Source organism: Streptomyces sp. NPDC020983 (assembly GCF_044333485.1).
Taxonomy (GTDB): domain Bacteria; phylum Actinomycetota; class Actinomycetes; order Streptomycetales; family Streptomycetaceae; genus Actinacidiphila.
Window position 1 is genome coordinate 41,714 of sequence record NZ_JBIRRA010000008.1, and the last position, 19,283, is coordinate 60,996.

General features: G+C 73.7%; 16 protein-coding genes and 1 pseudogene. 12 read left to right on the forward strand and 5 right to left on the reverse strand.

Translation table 11 applies throughout. The features are described from left to right. The first annotated feature begins 19 nt into the window (after window positions 1-19). Window positions 20-1,300 carry an acetyl-CoA C-acetyltransferase gene (locus ACH4SE_RS19200; protein ID WP_398544606.1) on the forward strand — a complete coding sequence of 427 codons (1,281 nt, stop codon included), beginning with the start codon at window positions 20-22 and terminating at the stop codon, window positions 1,298-1,300. 226 nt (window positions 1,301-1,526) lie between these two features. Beyond that, a complete protein-coding gene (locus ACH4SE_RS19205) occupies window positions 1,527-3,422 on the forward strand; it encodes an AMP-dependent synthetase/ligase (RefSeq protein WP_398544607.1) in 1,896 nt (631 codons plus the stop codon). A gap of 99 nt (window positions 3,423-3,521) precedes the next feature. Here ACH4SE_RS19205 and ACH4SE_RS19210 read toward each other — a convergent pair whose 3' ends face one another. Next, window positions 3,522-3,725: a cold-shock protein gene (locus ACH4SE_RS19210; protein ID WP_167986541.1), complete on the reverse strand. Its 204-nt coding sequence runs from the start codon at window positions 3,723-3,725 to the stop codon at window positions 3,522-3,524. Between the two features lie 244 nt (window positions 3,726-3,969). Here ACH4SE_RS19210 and ACH4SE_RS19215 point away from each other — a divergent pair, with 244 nt between their 5' ends. The 7 genes and pseudogenes from ACH4SE_RS19215 (at window position 3,970) to ACH4SE_RS19245 (ending at window position 11,212) form a co-directional block, all read left to right on the forward strand. Continuing rightward, window positions 3,970-4,830: a menaquinone biosynthetic enzyme MqnA/MqnD family protein gene (locus ACH4SE_RS19215; protein ID WP_398544608.1), complete on the forward strand. Its 861-nt coding sequence runs from the start codon at window positions 3,970-3,972 to the stop codon at window positions 4,828-4,830. A 73-nt stretch (window positions 4,831-4,903) separates the two neighbouring features. After that, window positions 4,904-6,094 carry a cyclic dehypoxanthinyl futalosine synthase gene (gene mqnC / locus ACH4SE_RS19220; protein ID WP_398544924.1) on the forward strand — a complete coding sequence of 397 codons (1,191 nt, stop codon included), beginning with the start codon at window positions 4,904-4,906 and terminating at the stop codon, window positions 6,092-6,094. Window positions 6,095-6,143: 49 nt separating this feature from the next. Beyond that, entirely contained in the window at window positions 6,144-6,842 is a 699-nt protein-coding gene (locus tag ACH4SE_RS19225; protein ID WP_398544609.1) for a demethylmenaquinone methyltransferase, read from the forward strand. A 116-nt stretch (window positions 6,843-6,958) separates the two neighbouring features. Beyond that, window positions 6,959-7,030: pseudogene (locus ACH4SE_RS19230) on the forward strand (zinc-ribbon domain-containing protein); the annotation flags it as partial. An 87-nt stretch (window positions 7,031-7,117) separates the two neighbouring features. Then, window positions 7,118-8,989: a hypothetical protein gene (locus ACH4SE_RS19235; RefSeq protein ID WP_398544942.1), complete on the forward strand. Its 1,872-nt coding sequence runs from the start codon at window positions 7,118-7,120 to the stop codon at window positions 8,987-8,989. A 134-nt stretch (window positions 8,990-9,123) separates the two neighbouring features. Beyond that, window positions 9,124-9,705 (forward strand): DinB family protein, encoded by a 582-nt coding sequence (locus tag ACH4SE_RS19240; protein ID WP_398544610.1) that lies wholly within the window; start codon window positions 9,124-9,126, stop codon window positions 9,703-9,705. A gap of 220 nt (window positions 9,706-9,925) precedes the next feature. Continuing rightward, the gene (locus tag ACH4SE_RS19245; RefSeq protein WP_398544611.1) at window positions 9,926-11,212 is read left to right on the forward strand and encodes a geranylgeranyl reductase family protein; all 1,287 of its coding nucleotides are present in this window, start codon (window positions 9,926-9,928) and stop codon (window positions 11,210-11,212) included. A 124-nt stretch (window positions 11,213-11,336) separates the two neighbouring features. On the opposite strand, the gene ACH4SE_RS19250 is transcribed toward ACH4SE_RS19245, so the two are convergent. After that, window positions 11,337-13,436 (reverse strand): serine/threonine-protein kinase, encoded by a 2,100-nt coding sequence (locus ACH4SE_RS19250; RefSeq protein WP_398544612.1) that lies wholly within the window; start codon window positions 13,434-13,436, stop codon window positions 11,337-11,339. 573 nt (window positions 13,437-14,009) lie between these two features. Here ACH4SE_RS19250 and ACH4SE_RS19255 point away from each other — a divergent pair. After that, window positions 14,010-14,927, forward strand: a complete 918-nt coding sequence (locus ACH4SE_RS19255) for an SGNH/GDSL hydrolase family protein (RefSeq protein WP_398544613.1) — start codon at window positions 14,010-14,012, stop codon at window positions 14,925-14,927. A gap of 251 nt (window positions 14,928-15,178) precedes the next feature. Here the strand turns inward: ACH4SE_RS19255 and ACH4SE_RS19260 are convergent, their stop codons facing one another. From ACH4SE_RS19260 to pyrE, 3 genes are all read right to left on the reverse strand, one after another. Then, window positions 15,179-15,595 (reverse strand): VOC family protein, encoded by a 417-nt coding sequence (locus tag ACH4SE_RS19260; RefSeq protein ID WP_398544614.1) that lies wholly within the window; start codon window positions 15,593-15,595, stop codon window positions 15,179-15,181. 81 nt (window positions 15,596-15,676) lie between these two features. After that, entirely contained in the window at window positions 15,677-16,042 is a 366-nt protein-coding gene (locus ACH4SE_RS19265) for a hypothetical protein (RefSeq protein WP_398544615.1), read from the reverse strand. A gap of 284 nt (window positions 16,043-16,326) precedes the next feature. Next, window positions 16,327-16,860 (reverse strand): orotate phosphoribosyltransferase, encoded by a 534-nt coding sequence (pyrE, locus tag ACH4SE_RS19270; protein WP_398544616.1) that lies wholly within the window; start codon window positions 16,858-16,860, stop codon window positions 16,327-16,329. A 222-nt stretch (window positions 16,861-17,082) separates the two neighbouring features. Here pyrE and ACH4SE_RS19275 point away from each other — a divergent pair, with 222 nt between their 5' ends. Both ACH4SE_RS19275 and ACH4SE_RS19280 read left to right on the forward strand, forming a co-directional pair. Further along, window positions 17,083-18,465 (forward strand): glycoside hydrolase family 16 protein, encoded by a 1,383-nt coding sequence (locus ACH4SE_RS19275; protein ID WP_398544617.1) that lies wholly within the window; start codon window positions 17,083-17,085, stop codon window positions 18,463-18,465. Window positions 18,466-18,697: 232 nt separating this feature from the next. Continuing rightward, window positions 18,698-19,243, forward strand: a complete 546-nt coding sequence (locus tag ACH4SE_RS19280; protein WP_398544618.1) for a pyridoxamine 5'-phosphate oxidase family protein — start codon at window positions 18,698-18,700, stop codon at window positions 19,241-19,243. Window positions 19,244-19,283: the final 40 nt, after the last annotated feature.

Here is a 19,283-nt window from a genome sequence, read left to right on the forward strand (position 1 = left end):
CGGAAGATCGGGAGACCGCATGCACACCGTCCGCCGCGTCGCCGTCATCGCCGGCAACCGCATCCCCTTCGCCCGCGCTGACGGCCCCTACGCCACCGCGTCCAACCAGGACATGCTCACGGCGGCGCTGAACGGCCTCGCCGAGCGCACCGGCCTCGCGGGCGAGCGGGTGGGGGAGTTCGCCGCAGGCGCCGTCCTCAAGCACAGCCGGGACTTCAACCTCGCCCGCGAGACCGTCCTCGGCTCCGTCCTCGCCCCGGACACCCCGGCCTACGACGTCCAGCAGGCCTGCGGCACCGGCCTCCAGGCCGTTTTCGCCGTCGCCGCGAAGATCGCGCTCGGCGTCGTCGACAGCGGCATCGCCGGCGGCGCCGACACCACCAGCGACGCGCCGCTCGGCGTCAACGACCAGCTGCGCCGCACCCTCCTCGCCGCCCGCCGCGCCAGGACCCTCGGCGGCCGCGCCCGCGCGCTCGCCGCCGTACGCCCCCGGCACCTCGTCCCCGACATCCCGCGCAACGCCGAGCCGCGCACCGGCCTGTCCATGGGCGAGCACGCCGCCCTCACCGCCGCGCAGTGGGGCATCACCCGCGCGGCCCAGGACGAACTGGCCGCCACCAGCCACCAGCGGCTCGCCGCCGCCTACGACCGGGGCTTCTTCGAGCCCCTGCTCACCCCCTTCCGCGGCCTCACCCGCGACCAGAACCTCCGCCCCGACTCCACGCCCGAGAAACTCGCCCGGCTGCGCCCCGTCTACGGCGGCCCCGACGGCACGATGACCGCGGGCAACTCCACGCCGCTCACCGACGGCGCCGCCGTCGTCCTGCTCGCCTCCGAGGAGTGGGCCGCCGCCCGCGGCCTCGAACCCCTCGCCTACCTCACCGCCTACGAGACGGCCGCGGTCGACTTCGTCTCCGGCGCCGAGGGCCTGCTCATGGCCCCCGCCTACGCGGTCCCGCGCATGCTCTCCCGCGCCGGGCTCGGGCTGGGCGACTTCGACTACTACGAGGTGCACGAGGCCTTCGCCTCGCAGGTGCTGGCCACGCTGGCCGCATGGGAGGACAAGGACTACTGCGTGTCCCGGCTGGGGCTGGACTCCGCGCTGGGCCCCGTCGACCGCACCCGGCTCAACGTCGCCGGGTCCTCCCTCGCGACCGGGCACCCTTTCGCCGCGACGGGAGCGCGGATCGTCGCCACGCTGGCCCACCACCTCGCCGCGCACGGCGGCCCCGCGCAGGGCCTCATCTCCATCTGCGCCGCGGGCGGCCAGGGCGTGACCGCCGTCCTGACACGTCCCTGAGCCCACCGCCGCGCGCGGCGGTGGGCACGCGGGGGGCGGGGAACCGCGCGCCGCCCGGCCGTCCGCGGGGCGCGGGTCGTCACCGGGCCGAGGCGGCGGTTCGGTCCTCCCCCGGAGCTCCGCCCGGGCGGCGCCCGCGGGACCACCGCCCGGTGGACGGCCGCCCGCGCAGCTCCCCGCGCCCCTGCGGGGCACGACGCACACTCACCCTCAAGGAGCCGTACGTATGGCCATACGCAGAACGCTCCCCCCGCCGGGGGCGAAGCCCGAGACGACCGCGGCCGGCGGAAAGGTCGTGACGGCCGCCGTCAGGCCGCTGGTGGAACCGCCGAAGCGGGGCTCGCTGGCCGACATCCCGTTCACCAACGCCGACGAGGCCCCCGGCGACGTCGTCCTCAGCCGCAAGGGCCCGGACGGCGTGTGGCGCGACGTCACGGCGGAGGCGTTCCGCCACGAGGTGCTGGGCCTCGCGAAAGGCCTGATCGCCGCCGGGCTGAAGCCGGGCGACCGGGTCGCCGTCATGGCCCGGACCTCGTACGCGTGGACGCTGCTGGACTTCGCGGCATGGGCCGCGGGCCTGGTCACCGTGCCGGTCTACCCGACGTCCTCCGCGTCGCAGACGGAGTGGATCCTCGCCGACTCGGGCGCCGCGGCCTGCGTGGTGGAGAGCGTCGAGCAGGCACGTATGGTGAGCGCCGCCCGCGTGCGGCTGCCGGAGCTGCGCGAGTTGTGGCAGCTCGACACCGGCGCGCTGGACCAGATCGCGGCGGACGGCCGTACGCTGCCGGACGCCCTCGTCACCTCGCGGCGGCAGTCGATGGCGCCGGACACGGTCGCGACGCTCATCTACACCTCGGGCACGACCGGCCGGCCCAAGGGCTGCATCCTCACGCACGGCAACTTCTTCGCCGAGGTCGACAACGCGATCGAGCTGCTGCACCCGGTCTTCAGGTCGGTGAGCAGCGAGCCCGCGTCCACGCTGCTCTTCCTGCCGCTGTCGCACGTCTTCGGGCGGATGGTCGCGGTGGGCTGCCTGCGGGCCCGGGTGCGGCTGGGGCACGCGCCGAGCATCGCGACCGAGGACCTGCTCGCCGACCTCGCGGGCTTCAGGCCGACCTTCCTGCTGGCGATCCCGTACGTGCTGGAGAAGGTCTACAACACCGGCCGCGCCACCGCCGAGAAGCTCGGCCGGGCGGCGTCCTTCGACCGGGCCGCGCGCGTCGCCCAGGCGTACGGGCGGGCGCAGGTCGCCCGGCAGACCGGTACCGGACCGGGGCCGGGCCTGGGACTGCGGCTCGCGCACGCCCTGTACGACCCGCTGGTCTACCGGCGGATCCGGGCGGCGCTGGGCGGCAAGGTGCGGTACGCGATCTGCGGCGGCTCCCCGCTGGGCGCGCGGCTCGCGGCCTTCTACGCGGGCGCCGGGGTGATGGTCTACGAGGGTTACGGCCTGACGGAGACGACCGCCGCCGCGACCGTCACGCCGCCGCTGCAGCCGCGGCTCGGCACGGTCGGCTGGCCGCTGCCGGGCACGGCGGTGAAGATCGGCGCGGACGGCGAGGTGCTGCTGCGCGGCGGGCAGGTCTTCGCCGGCTACTGGAACGACGAGGGGCCGTTCCCGGCGGTGGAGGGGTGGTTCCCGACCGGGGACGTGGGCGAGCTGGACGCCGAGGGCTATCTGACGATCACCGGGCGGAAGAAGGAGATCATCATCACGGCGGGCGGCAAGAACGTCGCCCCGGCCCCGCTGGAGGACCGGCTGCGGGCCCACCCGCTGGTCGGCCAGTGCATGGTGGTGGGCGACAACCGCCCGTACGTCGGCGCGCTGATCACGCTGGAGGCGGACGGCCTCGCGCACTGGAGGCGGATGCGGCACAAGGAGGGCCTGGGCCCGGCGGAGCTGGCCGGGGACCCGGAGCTGCTGGCCGAGCTGCAGAAGGCGGTGGACGAGGCGAACGCGACGGTCTCGCGCGCCGAGTCCATCCGCCGCTTCCGGGTGCTGGCGGTGGACTTCACCGAGGAGGGCGGGCACCTCACGCCGTCGCTGAAGATCCGCCGGGCGGCGGTCGCGAGGGACTTCGCCGCGGACATCGAGGCGCTGTACGCGCGCCGTGACGGATGAGGCAGGGGCCGCCTCACCGGAAGTGAGGCGGCCCCTTGGTACTACAGGTTCTGGGCGCTGGTCTGCGCCGCCGGACTGACTAGGAGGTCAGGTGACCGACTAGTTGGGGGTGACGTTCTCCGCCTGGGGACCCTTCGGGCCCTGCGTGACGTCGAAGGTCACCGCCTGGTTCTCCTCGAGGGAGCGGAAGCCGGAGGCGTTGATCGCGGAGTAGTGAACGAAGACATCCGGGCCGCCGCCGTCCTGGGCGATGAAGCCGAAGCCCTTTTCAGCGTTGAACCACTTGACGGTTCCGGTAGCCATTTAAAGCCCTCCTTGGGCCAAAGGGTCGCCCTGCTCCAGAACCTGCAACTGCGAAGCCTGAATACGACAAAAGCCTGCGGGTTACATGCTCCGCAGGCTCTGTACTGCAAGGGAAACCAAACTGCAACTTGCGTCGAGCCTAGCATGACCCCTCGCGGCGGCGGAAGAGATTCATGATCGGTTCTCCGGCACACGCGGGGGGCCCTGCACGAGGCGCGGCGAACCGAGGAGTAGCGTCCACCAGGTGGACACTTCAGCGCGCACCGACGGCCCCGGCGCCGTCCGCCCCCGGGTCGGGCACATCCAGTTCCTCAACTGCGTCCCCCTCTACTGGGGCCTGGCCAGAACCGGCGCGCTGCTGGACCTCCAGCTCACCAAGGACACCCCGGAGAAGCTGAGCGCCCAGCTCGTCGCCGGCGACCTGGACATCGCCCCGGTCACGCTCATGGAGTACCTGCGTCACGCCGACGAGCTGGTCGCCCTCCCCGACATCGCGGTGGGCTGCGACGGCCCGGTCATGTCGTGCGTCATCGTCAGCCAGCTCCCGCTGGACCGCCTCGACGGCGAGCGGGTGGCCCTCGGCTCCACCAGCCGCACGTCCGTACGCCTGGCCGAGCTGCTGCTCACCGAGCGCTACGGGGTCCGGCCGGACTACTACCGCTGCCCGCCCGACCTGTCGCTGATGATGCAGGAGGCGCAGGCCGCCGTCCTCATCGGCGACGCCGCCCTGCGCGCCTCGCTGCACGACGCGCCCCGGCTCGGGCTGGACGTCCACGACCTTGGGCAGATGTGGAAGGACTGGACCGGCCTGCCCTTCGTCTTCGCGATCTGGGCCGCCCGCCGCGACTACCTGGCCGCGCACCCCGCGACCGTCCGCGACGTCCACCGCGCCTTCCTCGAGTCGCGCAACCTGTCGCTGGAGGAGGTCGAGAAGGTCGCCGAGCAGGCCGCCCACTGGGAGGCCTTCGACGCCGACCTGCTGCGCCGCTACTTCACGACCCTCGACTTCTCCCTGGGTGCCGAGCAGTTGGCGGGCATCGCCGAATTCGCCCGCCGGGTCGGCTTCCCCCGGGAGGCGGAGGTCACCCTCCTGCCCCCGAACTGACCGCGCGGGCGGCGTACGCTGGCCCGTGTCGTGCCGTCCGCGGCCCCGCCTGCACCTTTCCGGAAGGGACTCCCTGGTGAGCGACCACGCAGCCGTCCTCGAACGCGCCGCCGCCGGCGGCCGCATCACCCCCGGGGAGGCGCTCGCGCTCTACCGCGACGCCCCCCTGCACGCGCTCGGCGCGGCCGCCGACGCCGTGCGCCGCCGCCGCTACGCGGGCACCGAGCACATCGCGACGTACATCATCGAGCGCAACATCAACTACACGAACGTGTGCGTCACCGCGTGCAAGTTCTGCGCCTTCTACGCGGCCCCCAAGGACACCGCGAAGGGCTGGAGCCGCGGCCTCGACGACATCCTGCGCCGGTGCGCCGAGACCGTCGAGCTGGGCGGCACGCAGATCATGTTCCAGGGCGGCCACCACCCCGACTACGGCGTCGAGTACTACGAGGAGCACTTCGCCGCGATCAAGCGGGAGTTCCCGCAGCTGGTGATCCACTCGCTGGGCGCGTCCGAGGTCGAGCACATGGCCCGCATCTCCGGCGTGACCGCCGAGGAGGCCATCCGCCGCATCCACGCCGCGGGCCTCGACTCCTTCGCCGGCGCGGGCGCCGAACTCCTCCCCGAGCGCCCCCGCAAGGCCATCGCGCCGCTCAAGGAGTCCGGCGAGCGCTGGCTGGAGATCATGGAGACCGCGCACCGCCTCGGCGTCGAGTCGACCACCACGATGCTCATGGGCACCGGCGAGACCAACGCCGAGCGCATCGAGCACCTGCGGATGATCCGTGACGTCCAGGACCGCACCGGCGGCTTCCGCGCCTTCATCCCCTACACCTACCAGCCCGAGAACAACCACCTGAAGGGTCAGACGCAGGCCACCCTCTTCGAGTACCTGCGGATGATCGCCATCGCCCGCCTCTTCCTCGACAACGTCGCCCACATCCAGGGCTCCTGGCTCACCACCGGCAAGGAGGTCGGCCAGCTCTCCCTGCACTACGGCGCGGACGACCTCGGCTCGGTCATGCTGGAGGAGAACGTCGTGTCCTCGGCGGGCGCGAAGCACCGCTCCAACCGCATGGAGCTGATCCACCTCATCCGTGCCGCCGGCCGCGTCCCCGCCCAGCGCGCGACGACCTACGAGCACCTCGTCGTCCACGACGACCCGGCGAACGACCCGGTGGACGACCACGTGGTCTCCCACCTGTCCTCCACGGCCATCCCCGGCGGCACGGCCCACCCCGAGCTCCAGATCACCCCCGCGTGAGCCCCGCGCCCCGAACGAGCCCGCCCGGCACGGCGGTTAAGGTGGAAACGTGACGCGTGCATCGCTGGAGAAGCAGCCGCAGGACGTCGCCGGGATGTTCGACGACGTCGCGGCGCGGTACGACCTGACGAACGACGTGCTGTCGCTGGGGCAGAGCAGGCTGTGGCGGAAGGCCGTGGCACAGGCGCTGGACGTCGTGCCGGGGGAGCGGGTGCTCGACCTCGGGGCGGGGACGGGGACGTCGTCGCTGCCCTTCGCCGCCGCCGGGGGGACGGTCGTGCCGTGCGACTTCTCGCTGGGGATGCTGCGCGAGGGGAAGAAGCGGCACCCCGAGCTGCCGCTCACCGCCGGGGACGCGACGCGGCTGCCGTTCGCGGACGGGGTGTTCGACGCCGTCACGATCTCCTTCGCGCTGCGCAACGTGCAGGACACGGACGCCGCGCTGCGCGAGATGCTGCGGGTCGTCAGGCCCGGCGGGCGGCTGGTGATCTGCGAGTTCAGCCAGCCGACCTTCCGGCCCTTCGCGACCGTCTACACCGAGTACCTGATGCGGGCGCTGCCGCCCGTCGCGAAGGCCGTGAGCAGCAACCCGGACGCCTACGTCTACCTCGCCGAGTCCATCCGCGAGTGGCCCGCCCAGCGGGCGCTGGCGGGGCGGCTGCAGAAGGCGGGCTGGGGCCGGGTCGCGTGGCGGAACCTGACCGGCGGCATCGTGGCGCTGCACCGCGGGACACGTCCGGAGGGCTGAGCCGCCCGGGGCCCGGTGGAGTGGGCCAATCCGGTGTGCGGGAAGGGAACTGACCCCTAGGCTGCGGTGTCTGTGCTGGGGAGCGCGTATCCCCCCGACCGACGGAGTAGCCCCCGATGTCGTACTGCCCCACGTGTGGGAACCCTGTCTCGGACGCCTCCGCCCGCTTCTGCATGAAGTGCGGCCGTGAGCTCCCCGCGGCCGCGCCTCCCGCGGCCGGTCCGGCGCCCGCGACCCCGCCTCCGGTGCCGCCGACCCCCACACAGGTCTCACCCGTGACACCGCCCCCGCCCCCGCCACCGCCGCACGCCGCGCCCACCGCGACCTTCCCGGGGGCCGGCGGACCGCCGCCGGGGGCGCCGGGGGTGCCGGTGCCGCCGTCGCCGGCGGCGCTGTTCGTCCGGCGGGTCTTCTCCGGCGGCTGGAACGGCGCGGTGACCGCCGCGGTCGTCCCGGCGGTGGTGCTGCTGGTCCTCGCGGGTGTGCTCGCCACCTGGTCGCAGCACGCGATGAAGAACGACGACGTCAGCTGGCAGACCCGCGGCCGGATAGCCCTCGCGCTGTCCGTCCAGGGCCTCGGCGGCCACGCCAGTGTCCCGAGCCCCTACGGCTCCCGGTTCGGCGACGCGTGCTCCTCCGGCAGCGACGACTCCGGCTTCTCGGACGGCGGCGACGACGGCGACGACTACAGCAGCGGTGGCAGCGACTTCGGCGACAGCAGTGGCGACGGGGGCGACGACTACTACGGCGACAGCAGCGGTGACAGCGGGGACGACTACTTCGGCGACAGCAGCGGTGACAGCAGCGGTGACAGCGGGGACGACTACTTCGGCGACAGCAGTGGCAGCGACTTCGGCGACAGCAGCGGCGACAGCAGTGGCAGTGACTTCGGCGACAGCTACTTCGGCGACGGCAGCAACGTCAGCACGTACAGCGGATACCGCACCGACGGCTCCTTCCGCTACTCGGACCACCTGCAGGCCGACGACTGCGCCACGATGACCCGCGGCGTCCACGCCTCCGTCGTCCCGCTCGGCTTCACCCTCGTCTGGCTGCTCGCGCTGATCCTCACCCTGCGCTCGGTGCGCGCGCGCACCGCCGGGCCCGAGGCGGCCGTGCGGGTCGCGCTGCTCACCGGCGTCCTGTCGACGGCCCTGGCCTTCTACGCGCAGCCCTCCCTCAACGGTGTCGAGCTGCACTCCGGCCCCTGGCGCGTCCTGCTGTGGTCCTTCCTGCTCAGCCTGGTGACCTCGCTCGTGGTCCTCAACGGCCCCGCGCTGCGGACCCGGTTCGGCGCCGTCTACCGCGTCCTGAGCACCGCGCTGCTCGCGCTCGTCGTCACCGTGCTGTTCGCCGGTGTCGTCGTCTACGCGATCGGCGTCGGCTACCACGACGAGCTGGAGACCCCCGGCCTGATCGCCGCGGCCATCCTGCTGCCGAACCTCGGGCTGTCCGGCCTCGGCCTCGGCTGGGGCGCCCCCTTCAAGATCACCCAGAGCTACAGCGGGAGGTCGCACAGTGTGTCGCTCGGCCTGAGCAAGCTCAACGACTTCTGGGACGGCTCGGCGACCCCGCTCGCCGTGCTCGGCGGGGTGCTGTGCGCGCTGGCGATCGGCCTGATCGCGGCGAGCCGGGTGCGGGACCGGGCCCAGCAGTTCGCCGTCGCGGGAGCCTTCACCCTCATGTTCTGGCTGATGACCGTGATCGGCGGGGCGGGTGTGAGCGGTCTGTACACGTTCACCCTCTCCGAGGGCACCAACGGCCACGAGCACGTCGGCACCGACGCGGGGCAGGCGCTGCTGTTCGCCCTGCTGTGGTCCTTCGGCGGCGTCCTGGTGGCGCCGTTCCTCCGGCGGGTCTTCGGCCGCGGGGACGGGCCGGGCACCCCGGCGTACGCGGGACCCTCGCCCTACGCGCCGCAGCCGCCGGCCGGCTCCGCCTTCGGCGCTCCGCAAGGCTACGGGCAGCCGCAGGGCGGGGCGTACGTGCCGGCGCAGCCCTCCTCCGGCGCGGCTGCCCAGCCGGCCCCCGCGCCGCAGCCGCCCGCGCAGGAGGTGCACGACCTCGGGGTGGTCCAGCCCGACCGGCTGACCAAGCGCGAGGCCGCCGGGCGTGACGAGCCGGAGGACGCGCCGCCGCAGCCGTGAGGACGCGGATCCGGCGGATCGGTGGATCCGGTGGCCGGATCCCCTGATTGCGGACCGAAGCTGTCCGCAAGGGTTCCTAGAGTGGGTGTCGCAGCCCAAGGAGAGCCCTTGCGGACAGCGGAAGGCGGACGACCATGACCGGGACCGGCACTCTCGACCAGCAGCAGACCGGCGCCACGGCGGCGCCCGGCGCACCCGCGCCCGTACTGACCGGCGAGCGCGCCGACCTGCTGGAAGTGCTCGGCAAGCACCGCCACTTCCTGCGTTTCACCGCACGCGACCTGACCGACGAGCAGGCCGGGCAGCGGTCGACGGTGAGCGAGCTGTGCATCGGCGGCCTCATCAAGCACGTGACCTCGGTCGAGCGCGCCTGGGCGAACTTCGTCGTCGAGGGCACGTCCGCGATGCCCGACTTCACGGCCATGACGGAGGCCGACTTCGCCGCGCGCACCGCCGAGTTCGCCATGCAGCCCGGCGAGACGCTCGCCGGTGTGCTGGCCGCGTACGACGAGGTCGCCCGCCGCACGGACGAACTGGTCGCGACGCTGCCGGACCTCGACGCCTCCCACCCGCTGCCGAAGGCCCCGTGGTTCGAGGCCGACGCCCGGTGGAGCGCGCGCCGCACCTTCCTGCACATCATCGCCGAGACCGCCCAGCACGCCGGGCACGCCGACATCGTCCGCGAGGCCCTGGACGGCGCCAAGTCCATGGGCTGAGCGCCCCCGTTCACCTCACCCGGTCCGGTACGGGGCACCCGCCCCCGTACCGGACCGGTGCCGTACCGGGACCCGGGAAAGGTGCCGGAACAGCGGACTCGCCCGGCCCGTACGCCCCCGCCGCCGCCCGGCGGCCGCGCAGGCTCATAGACTCGGGGGCAACCGGGCCCGCGGCCCGGCGCCGTCATGCCGTCCTTCGCCGCACTACGGGAGAGCCACCGTGCCCGACACCGCCCTGTCCGAGCGCACCGCCGACGTCATCGTCGTCGGCGCCGGCCCCGCCGGTTCGACGACCGCGTACTACCTGGCGAAGGCCGGGCTCGACGTCCTGCTGCTGGAGAAGACGTCCTTCCCGCGCGAGAAGGTGTGCGGCGACGGCCTCACCCCGCGCGCCACCAAGCAGCTGGTGTCGATGGGCATCGACATCTCCGAGGAGGCCGGCTGGCTGCGCAACAAGGGCCTGCGCATCATCAGCGGCGGCCTGCGCCTGGAGATGGACTGGCCGGACCTGGCCGCGTACCCCGACTACGGGCTCGTGCGCCGCCGCGAGGACTTCGACGAACTCCTCGCCCAGCAGGCCGTGAAGGCGGGCGCGCGGCTGTACGAGCGCTGCAACGTCTCCGGGCCGCTCGTCGACGAGCGCACCGGCCGCATCACCGGGGTGACGGCCAAACTCGGCGTCGAGAAGACCCCGCTGGCCTTCAACGCCCCGCTCGTCGTCGCCGCCGACGGGAACTCCACCCGGCTCTCCCTCGCGATGGGCCTGCACCGCCGCGAGGACCGCCCCATGGGCGTCGCCGTGCGCACCTACTTCACCTCCCCGCGGCACGAGGACGACTACCTCGAGTCCTGGCTGGAGCTGTGGGACCGGCGCGGCTCCGTCCCGCGCCAGCTGCCCGGCTACGGCTGGATCTTCGGCCTCGGCGACGGCACCTCCAACGTCGGCCTGGGCATCCTCAACTCCTCCGCCGCCTTCCGCGAGCTGGACTGGCGCGAGGTCCTCAAGGCGTGGGTCGCCGGCATGCCCGAGGACTGGGGCTACACCGAGGAGAACATGACGCAGCCCATCCGCGGCGCCGCCCTCCCGATGGCCTTCAACCGCCAGCCGCACTACACCCGCGGCCTGCTGCTCGTCGGTGACGCGGGCGGCCTCGTCAACCCGTTCAACGGCGAGGGCATCGCCTACGCGATGGAATCCGGCCAGCTCGCCGCCGACGTCATCACCCAGGCCCACGCCCGCACCACCCCGGCGCAGCGCGAACTCGCCCTCCAGCGCTACCCGAAGATCCTCAAGGACACCTACGGCGGCTACTACACGCTCGGCCGCGCCTTCGTGAAGCTCATCGGCAACCCGAAGGTCCTCCAGCTGTGCACCGAACGCGGCCTGACCCACCCGGTGCTGATGCGCTTCGCGCTCAAGCTGCTCGCCAACCTCACCGACCCGACGGGCGGCGACGCGATGGACCGCATCATCAACGGCCTGACGAAGATCACCCCGCGCGCCTGACCCGCCCCCGGGCCCGGGCCGTTCCTGGGCCGGAGCCGCCCCCGGGCCCGAGCCGTTTCCGCGCACGGACGACGAAGCGCCCCGCCCCCGCAGTCACCTGCGGGGCCGGGGCGCTTCGCGTGGCTCAGCTCTCTTCCTGCGGCGGGAGCGCGTTGCGCCACAGCGTGATGTCCAGCACCACGTACGTGCTCGTCTCGGAGGCCTTCGACGCGCTCTTGTAGGTGATCAGCGCGACCGTGCCCTCGGGGGTGCGCGCGCAGATCTGGCTGCCGGGGGACACCCGGGCCACGCTGATCTCCTGGGTGAAGCGGGTGTCGTGCAGGCACGTGGCGAGCGAGCCCTCCTCGCCGGTGTCGAGCAGCACGAGCTTGGTGTCGTAGGCCTTCAGACTGCACGGGTCGTTCGCGCAGCTGTAGGAGAAGTCGTCGTCCGTGTCGTTCTGCGGGGTCAGCTCACTGTCGGCGAAGCTCAGGTGGTAACCGGCGGGCAGCTGGATGCCGTTGTGCGGCTCCGGCTGCGGGTTGGGGTCGGCCTGGCTGGACGGCTGGTCGGACGGGGTGCCCGAGTCGCCGCTGCTGTCCGTCGCGCCGGTCGGCTCCGGCTCGGTCGTCGGCGCGGCGGTGGTGGCGGGCGCGGAGGTGTGCGAGGTGGGCTTGTCGGCCTCGTCGTCGCTCTTCCCGCCGCCGTTCAGGGCGACGGCGGCGCCGACCGCGCCCGCGATGACGACGACCGCGACGCTGACCGCGATGGCCACCCGCTTGCCGCGTCCCATGCGCTTGGGCGGCGGGGCGCCTGCGCCGCTGCCGGTCGTGGTCGGGACGCTCGGGCCGTTCGGAGCGCCGAACTGGCCCTGGGGCGCGTACGGCGAGCCGCCCTGCGGGTAGCCGTACGCCGGGGCGCCGCCGGGACCGGCGGGGTGCGTGGCCGGGTAGGCGTAGGCCGCCGGGACACCCTGCTCGCCGCCCGGCTGGGCCTGCGGCTGCGGGGAGGCGTAGGCGGCGGGCTGCGCGGGCTGGACCGGCTGCGCGGGCTCGACCGGGGGCTGCGCGGCCGGAGCCGGGGCCTGCGGCTGGGCCTGGACCGGGGGCGGGGTCGGGGCCACGTCAGGGCGGGTGGGCGTGGGCGGGGCGGCGTCCGCGGGGGCCGGGGGCCGGGCCGCGGGCGGCACCGGGGCCGCGGCGGGCGGCGGGGGAGTGGCCGGGGCGGGCGGGGCGGCGGGCGCGGCCGGTGCCGGGGTGGCCGGGGCCGCCGCCGGAGCGGAGGCGGGCGGGGCCGGGGGAGCCGCGGGCGTGCCGGGCGAGTCGGGCGCGACGTGCCGCGCCGGGATCTCCGCGGCCAGCGCGACCGGCAGCCACTGCTCGGGGCGGCGCAGTTCCGTCTGCTGCGAGGCCGCCCGGCACATCCCCACGACCTCGGCCAGCGACGGCCGTTCGGCCGGGTTCTTCGCCAGGCAGCGGTGCACCAGCGGGCGCAGTTCCTCCGGCAGCGTCGCGAGGTCCGGCTCCTCGTGCACGATCCGGTAGAGCACGGCGTGCGAGGGGCCGTCCCCGTACGCGGGCGCGCCGAGCGCCGCGTAGGCGGCGACCTGGCCGAGCGCGAAGATGTCCGTCGCGGGCGTGATCTCCCGCCCGGAGGCCTGCTCGGGCGCCATGAAGGCGGGCGTGCCGATGGTGACGCCGCTGCCGGTCAGCGCGGTGGCGTCGGCGGCGCGGGCGATCCCGAAGTCGATGACGCGCGGGCCGTCCGAGGCCAGCAGTACGTTCGACGGCTTGAGGTCCCGGTGGACGAGCCCGGCGCCGTGCACGGCCTCCAGCGCCTCCGCGATCCCGGCGACCAGGAGCAGCACCGTGTGCACGGGCAGCGGGCCGTGCCCGGCGACCGCGGAGGCCAGCGTCGGGCCCGGCACGAAGGCGGTGGCCAGCCACGGCCGTGTGCCGTCCGCGTCGCTGTCGATGACCGGCGCGGTGTAGAGGCCCTGCACGCGCTGTGCGGCCTGCACCTCCTGCTTGAACCGGCGGCGGAATTCCGCGTCCTCCGCGAACTCCGGCCGGATCACCTTGACCGCGACGGGCCGCCCGGCGGGCGTGTGGGACAGGTAGACCTTGCCCATCCCGCCCGCGCCGAGCCGCGCCGCCAGCCGATACGCCCCCACCGACGCCGGATCGTCCGCCTCGAGTGGCTGGAAAACCTCGCCGGACCCTCCGGCCCCGCCCGCCCCGCTCATCCTCTGACCGCCTCGTCCCCGAAGTTGCTGCTGGCGGCATGGAGACTACCGGCCACGGGGCCAGAAGCCGTGCTCCGTCTCCCAGTTGTGCCCTGACAGGCACCCAGCGGTGACGGTCCGTCGGCCGCCGCGTCCCCCGGCACGCTCCCGTACCGTCCGTACCGCGGCGGACGCGGTCCGTACCCCCGGCTCCCGCCACCGCCCGCGCAGCGGAGCCAGGGCGGCCGCCCGAACGCGGCGACCTCCGTGTCCCGCTCGTGTAGCAGTGCCGACCTCTACGATGCCGAAGGGCCGGTTGCTGTCGAACCGCGTGGCGCCCGGTTTCGAGGACTCCGCTGTTCACACCGCTGCTGACCAGCACCCTCTGCCGGCACAGGAACGCTTCCACGCAGAGGCGGCCGGTGACGGCGGATCAGGGCTGTGCGCCGCAAGCGGCTGCCGCTGCGAACGTCCCGCTTCTGTCACGCGACGGTCCGTTCGCGGTTTCACCAGGAACCACATCCGTCACCGAGCGGTCCTTCCCAGGGCAGCAACGGAGCGGTCCCGCGTGGGCCATGAAGAACAGGAAACCTCGTGGCGGCGAACAAGATCCGGCGGAACGCCCTGGCCGCGTGTGCGGCCCTTGCCATCGGCACTCTGACCCTCACGGCTTGCGACAGCGGCGACACGGCGGGCTCACTGACGGACGGCACGAGTGCGAAGCCAGCGACGGACGGGGACCTGACCAATCTCTCGGCCCCCGGGACGCAAGGTCTCAACTACGTCGCGCTGGGGAGTTCGTTCGCCGCCGGCCCGAGCATCCCGCCGATCCAGTCCAGCAGCGGGGCAGCGGAGTGCCAGCGGTCGGGCAACAACTACGCCAGCATCGTGGCCCGGGACATCGGCGCCAAGCTGACCGATGTCACATGCAGCGGCGCCACGACCGCCAACATCCTCACCACCAACCAGGGTTCGCGACCGCCCCAGATCAACGCCGTGAACAGCGCGACCGACCTGGTCACGATCACCATCGGCGGCAACGACATCAACTACCTGGGCAGCATGAACACCTACTCCTGCCAGAACACCGGCGGCAAGAACTGCGGCACCGTGGACCAGAACGCGATGAACAGCGCCATCGGCGGCATCCGCCAGCGGCTCGAGAACGTCCTGAACGCCGTTCACGCCAGGGCCCCGCGGGCACGCGTCCTCCTGGTGAGTTACTCCTCCATCCTGCCCGACACCGGCGGCTGCACCGGTGTACCGCTCAACCAGGACCAGCGGATTTTCGAACGTACCGTGTCCGCCCGCCTGGCACAGGCGAACATCGACGCGACGAACAACACCCACTCGACCCTGGTCCGCTTCCGTACCGGCAGCCACGGCCACGACGCCTGCTCCGCCAGCCCGTGGGTGGAGAAGTACCAGCCGGCCTCCGGAAGGGCCTCGTACCACCCGAACGAGGCCGGCATGAAGGGAGCGGCTTCCCTGGTGGAAGCCGCGCTGCGGTGAAGCCCTCTTCGGCAGGGGGATGCCGATGCCAGGTGGCGTGACCGGGCAGGTCGCCGTGCTGGGCGACACGTTCCGGTGAGGCGGGTGGGCGTGGGCCGGTGCTGGTGACGGTGCGGTCCACCAGTCCGGTTGGTCGGATTCACGCCGGTGGACTTCCAGGAGCCTGTGCGTGGGTTCTTCGGCCGCAAGCGTGTCTTGAACGCGCACCCGTGGGCGCCTGAACGACCGCTCCATCAGCCCCGCCCGCGGGGTCAGCCCCGGCGGTCGGGGGCGACGCAGAACTCGTTGCCCTCCGGATCCCCCAGCACGCAGTGGTCCTCGTCGCGCCAGACCACCCGCGCCCCGGCCGCGATCAGCCGGGCCGCCTCCGCCTCGACGCCGGCCTGGCCGCCCTGCACCCGTATGTCCATGTGCAGCCGGTTCTTCGCCGTCTTCGGCTCCGGCACGCGCAGGATCGACAGCCGCGGTCCCACCCCGGCCGGGTCGCACAGCCACTCCCCGTCGTTCGCGGACTCCTCCGGGTCGAGACCGAACGAGGCCAGCCACTCGTCCCGCGTCGCGAACGGCGCGGGCGGCGGCTCGTCCACGTAACCGAGCGCGGTCTTCCAGAACGCGGTGAGGACGGCGACGTCGTTCGCGTCGAGCGTGAGATCGATGTGAGCACCCATGCCGGCGACGCTACGCGCCACCACTGACAACGCGCCGTCTCCGCCTTCCGCCCGCCCCCGCCCCGCGTGTCCCCGCGGAGGTCAGCGCTCCTCCCGGGTGTCGCGCAACTGCCAGCTGTGCGCCCCCGGATGCGCGGCGAATTCGCAGCACGGCTCGCACCAGGGCGGCGGGCCCGTGCCCGTGCAGTCGGGCAGGACGAAGACGGTCGCGGGCCGCCGCCCGCGGATCCAGCGCGTCCACACCGCGCCGTGCGCGCGGCCGGGCAGCTCCATGACGAAGGCGTGGTGGTCGCCCAGCGCGTGCCGCTCCAGGGTGCAGCGCAGCTGCCTCTCGACGTCCTCCGGCACCGTGCCGGCGAGGGGCGCGAGCCGCCGGGCGGCGCCCACCAGGGCGGCGGGCAGTCCGACCCGCTCCCCGCAGATGACGCGGACTTCGGTCGAGGTCATGCGGCGCCGCCCTCCTCGCGTGCTCCCCCCGCCGCCTCCCGCGGGGACGCCGGCCGCGCGCGGTCGCGGCCGTCACCCTCCCAAACGATCACGCCCCGCCCGGGGGTACCGTCCCTCGCCCCGATGGCCGGTTGCCGCCCGTCCGCCGTGCGCGGCCCGCGCCTTCGGTACGGAGCGCGGAGGACGCAGAGCGCCGCCCGGCGGGTCTCAGGGGGCGTCACCGTGGAGGCGGAAGGGGTGGCCCGCCGGGGGGAGGGGGACGCGGACGTCCTTCCGGGCGGCGGTCAGGCCGTGCTCAGGTCCGCCGCATTCAGCAGGGCGTGGAGGCGGATGCCCTCCGCCGCGAGCGCCTCGGTGCCGCCCTGGGCGCGGTCGATGACGCAGAGGGCGGCGTCCACGCGGGCGCCCAGCGCGCGGAGTTCGGCGGTGGACAGGACGATCTGGCCGCCGCTCGTCACCACGTCCTCGACGACGAGCACCCGGCGGCCGGTGACGTCGGCTCCCTCGGCGAGCCGGCACGTGCCGTACGCCTTGGCCTGCTTGCGCACGAACGCGCAGGGCAGGCCCGTGTGGCGGCCGAGCGCGGTGACGACGGGGATGCCGCCCATCTCCAGTCCGGCGAGCACCTGTGTGCCGTCCGGGACGAGCGGGGCCATGCGGCGGGCGATCTCGTCCAGCAGGACGGGATCGGCCTCGAAGCGGTACTTGTCGAAGTACTCGGTCGCGGTGCGGCCGGAGCGGAGGGTGAACCGCCCCGTCAGCAGGGCGGCTTCGCGGATGCGGCGGGCGAGGTCGGGGTGGGTCGCGGGGGTGGTCACGGCCCCTCACCTTTCCAGGTCGCCCGTGGCCGCGCCATGCCGTACGCCCACGTCCGGCGAGGCCGTCGCCGCCGTCCCGCGGGACGATAGCCCCCGACCCGCCCCCGCGCGGGATATTGACGTGTGCCTGCCATTGGTCGACACTCCACGGCAACCGGGAGTCTGAGAGCGCTCTCAGGGACCCGGCGTCCCCCCACCGCCCGGCAGAGAGGTCACACGCCCATGAGCCAGCGCACCCCAGATCACGCACCACCGTCTCCGCACACGCACGCCCGGGCGCGGGTCCGGGCCCGGCGGCGCGGGCTCGGCGCCGGGCTCGGCGCGCTCCTGCTGGGCGTCGGCGCCCTGCTCGGGGTGTCGCTGGGCGGCGGGACCGCCGCGGCGGCGGTGCCGGCTCCTCCGTCCGGCTGGACCACCGTCTTCAGCGACGACTTCAACGGCGCGGCCGGCACCGGCCTGAACCGCGCGAACTGGCTCTACGACACCGGTACCGGCTACAACTACCCGGGCGCCGCCGGGAACTGGGGCACGGGCGAGATCGAGACGGCCACCGACTCGACCGCCAACGTCTACCAGGACGGCTCCGGGCACCTGGTCATCAAACCGCTCAAGGACGCGTCCGGGCACTGGACCTCGGGCCGGGTCGAGACGCAGCGCACGGACTTCGCCGCGCCCGCGGGCGGCCAACTGCAGATCAGCGCCTCGCTGAAGCAGCCCGCACCGGCCGCCGGGCTGGGCTACTGGCCCGCCTTCTGGGCGATGGGCGCCGACGCCCGCCCGGTCGGGGCGACGAACTGGCCCGGCATCGGCGAGCTGGACATCATGGAGGACGTCAACGCGCTGAGCCAGCACTCGACGACCTTCCACTGCGGGGTGTGGGCGGGCGAGTGCCACGACCCGGACGGCATCAGCAGCGGCCTCCAGCCGTGCGGCGGCTGCCAGTCGGGCTTCCACACGTACTCCGTGGTCGTCGACCGCACCAACACCTCCGCCGAGCAGCTGCGCTTCTCCCTCGACGGCCAGGTGACGTACACGGTCAACGAGAACCAGGTCTCGACGGCGACCTGGCAGGCGGCCGTCGACCACGGCTTCTTCGCCATCTTCGACGTCGCGATCGGCGGCTCCTACCCGAACAAGGTGTGCGGCTGCACCTCCCCCTCGGCCGACATCAGCTCGGGCGCGGCCATGACGGTCGACTGGATCGCCGTCAACCGCACGACGGGCGGCAGCGGCACCGGCGGTACGTCCACGGGCACGAGCACCGGCACCACCACCGGTACGTCGACGGGTACGAGCACCGGCACCAGCACCGGCAGCACCGGCGGTGGCACCACCGCGCCCGACTACACCGCCGGGGCGGCGACCACCGGTTCCGGCCAGGTGCGCATCACCTTCACACCGACCACACCCGCCGCCTACGTCGACGTCCACTACCTCGTGAACGGCGCGGGCCAGCAGAACTTCCGGATGGCCAACAGCGGCGGCACATGGACGCAGACGGTCGGCGGCCTGTCGTCCGGCGCCGTGCTCACCTACTGGTTCACGTACGAGAAGGGCGGCCCGCAGTACGACACCCCGCACTTCACGTACACCTACACCGGGTAGCGGGGGAGGGGAGGGGTGTACGGCGGCGGCCACCCCGGGGGCCGGGCGCCGTGCACCCGCTGTTCGGGCGGCGGCCCCGTCACGTCCCGCGTGCGTCCAGGCCGGGGCCGAGCGGACGAGGGTGGGGCCGCGCACGGGGACCGCCAGGGCCCAGGGGGTGCCCGTGGCGGTGGCGGGGCGTACGCCCGGGGACCGATGCGCCCGGCGGGCGGCACGGCTAGCGTCGTGCCGTATGACGACGAACGACACGACGAACGACACGACGAACGACACGACGAACGACACGACGAACGGCACCGCGAACGACACGGCGGCCCCGGCCCCCGGCAGCGGTCCGCGCACCCGCGCCGCGCGCAAGGCGAACGCGCTGCGGATCCTGGCGGAGGAACTGGACGTGTGGGTCGCGACGGCCGACCCGGCGGGCGGCGGTCCGACGCTGATGCCGCTCACGTTCTGGTGGGACGGCGAGGCCGTGTGGCTCGCGACGCGGCCGACCAACCCCACGGGCGCGAACCTCGCGGCGACCGGCACCGTCCGGCTGTGCTTCGGGACGACGCGGGACGTCGTGCACGTCGAGGGCGACGTCACCGCCTTCACCGCGGACGCGCTCCCGCCCGGCGTCGGCGACTCCTTCGCCGCCAAGGACGGGTGGGACCCCCGCAAGGACCCCGAGCCGTACGACTTCTACCGTGTCGCCCCGCGGCAGCTGCGGGCCTGGGGGACGGTCCCCGAGCTGAGGGACCGCCTCCTCATGAAGGCCGGCCGCTGGCTCGTCTGAACGCCCCCCCCCGCCCGCGCCGGACGTGGAGATCTGGTGG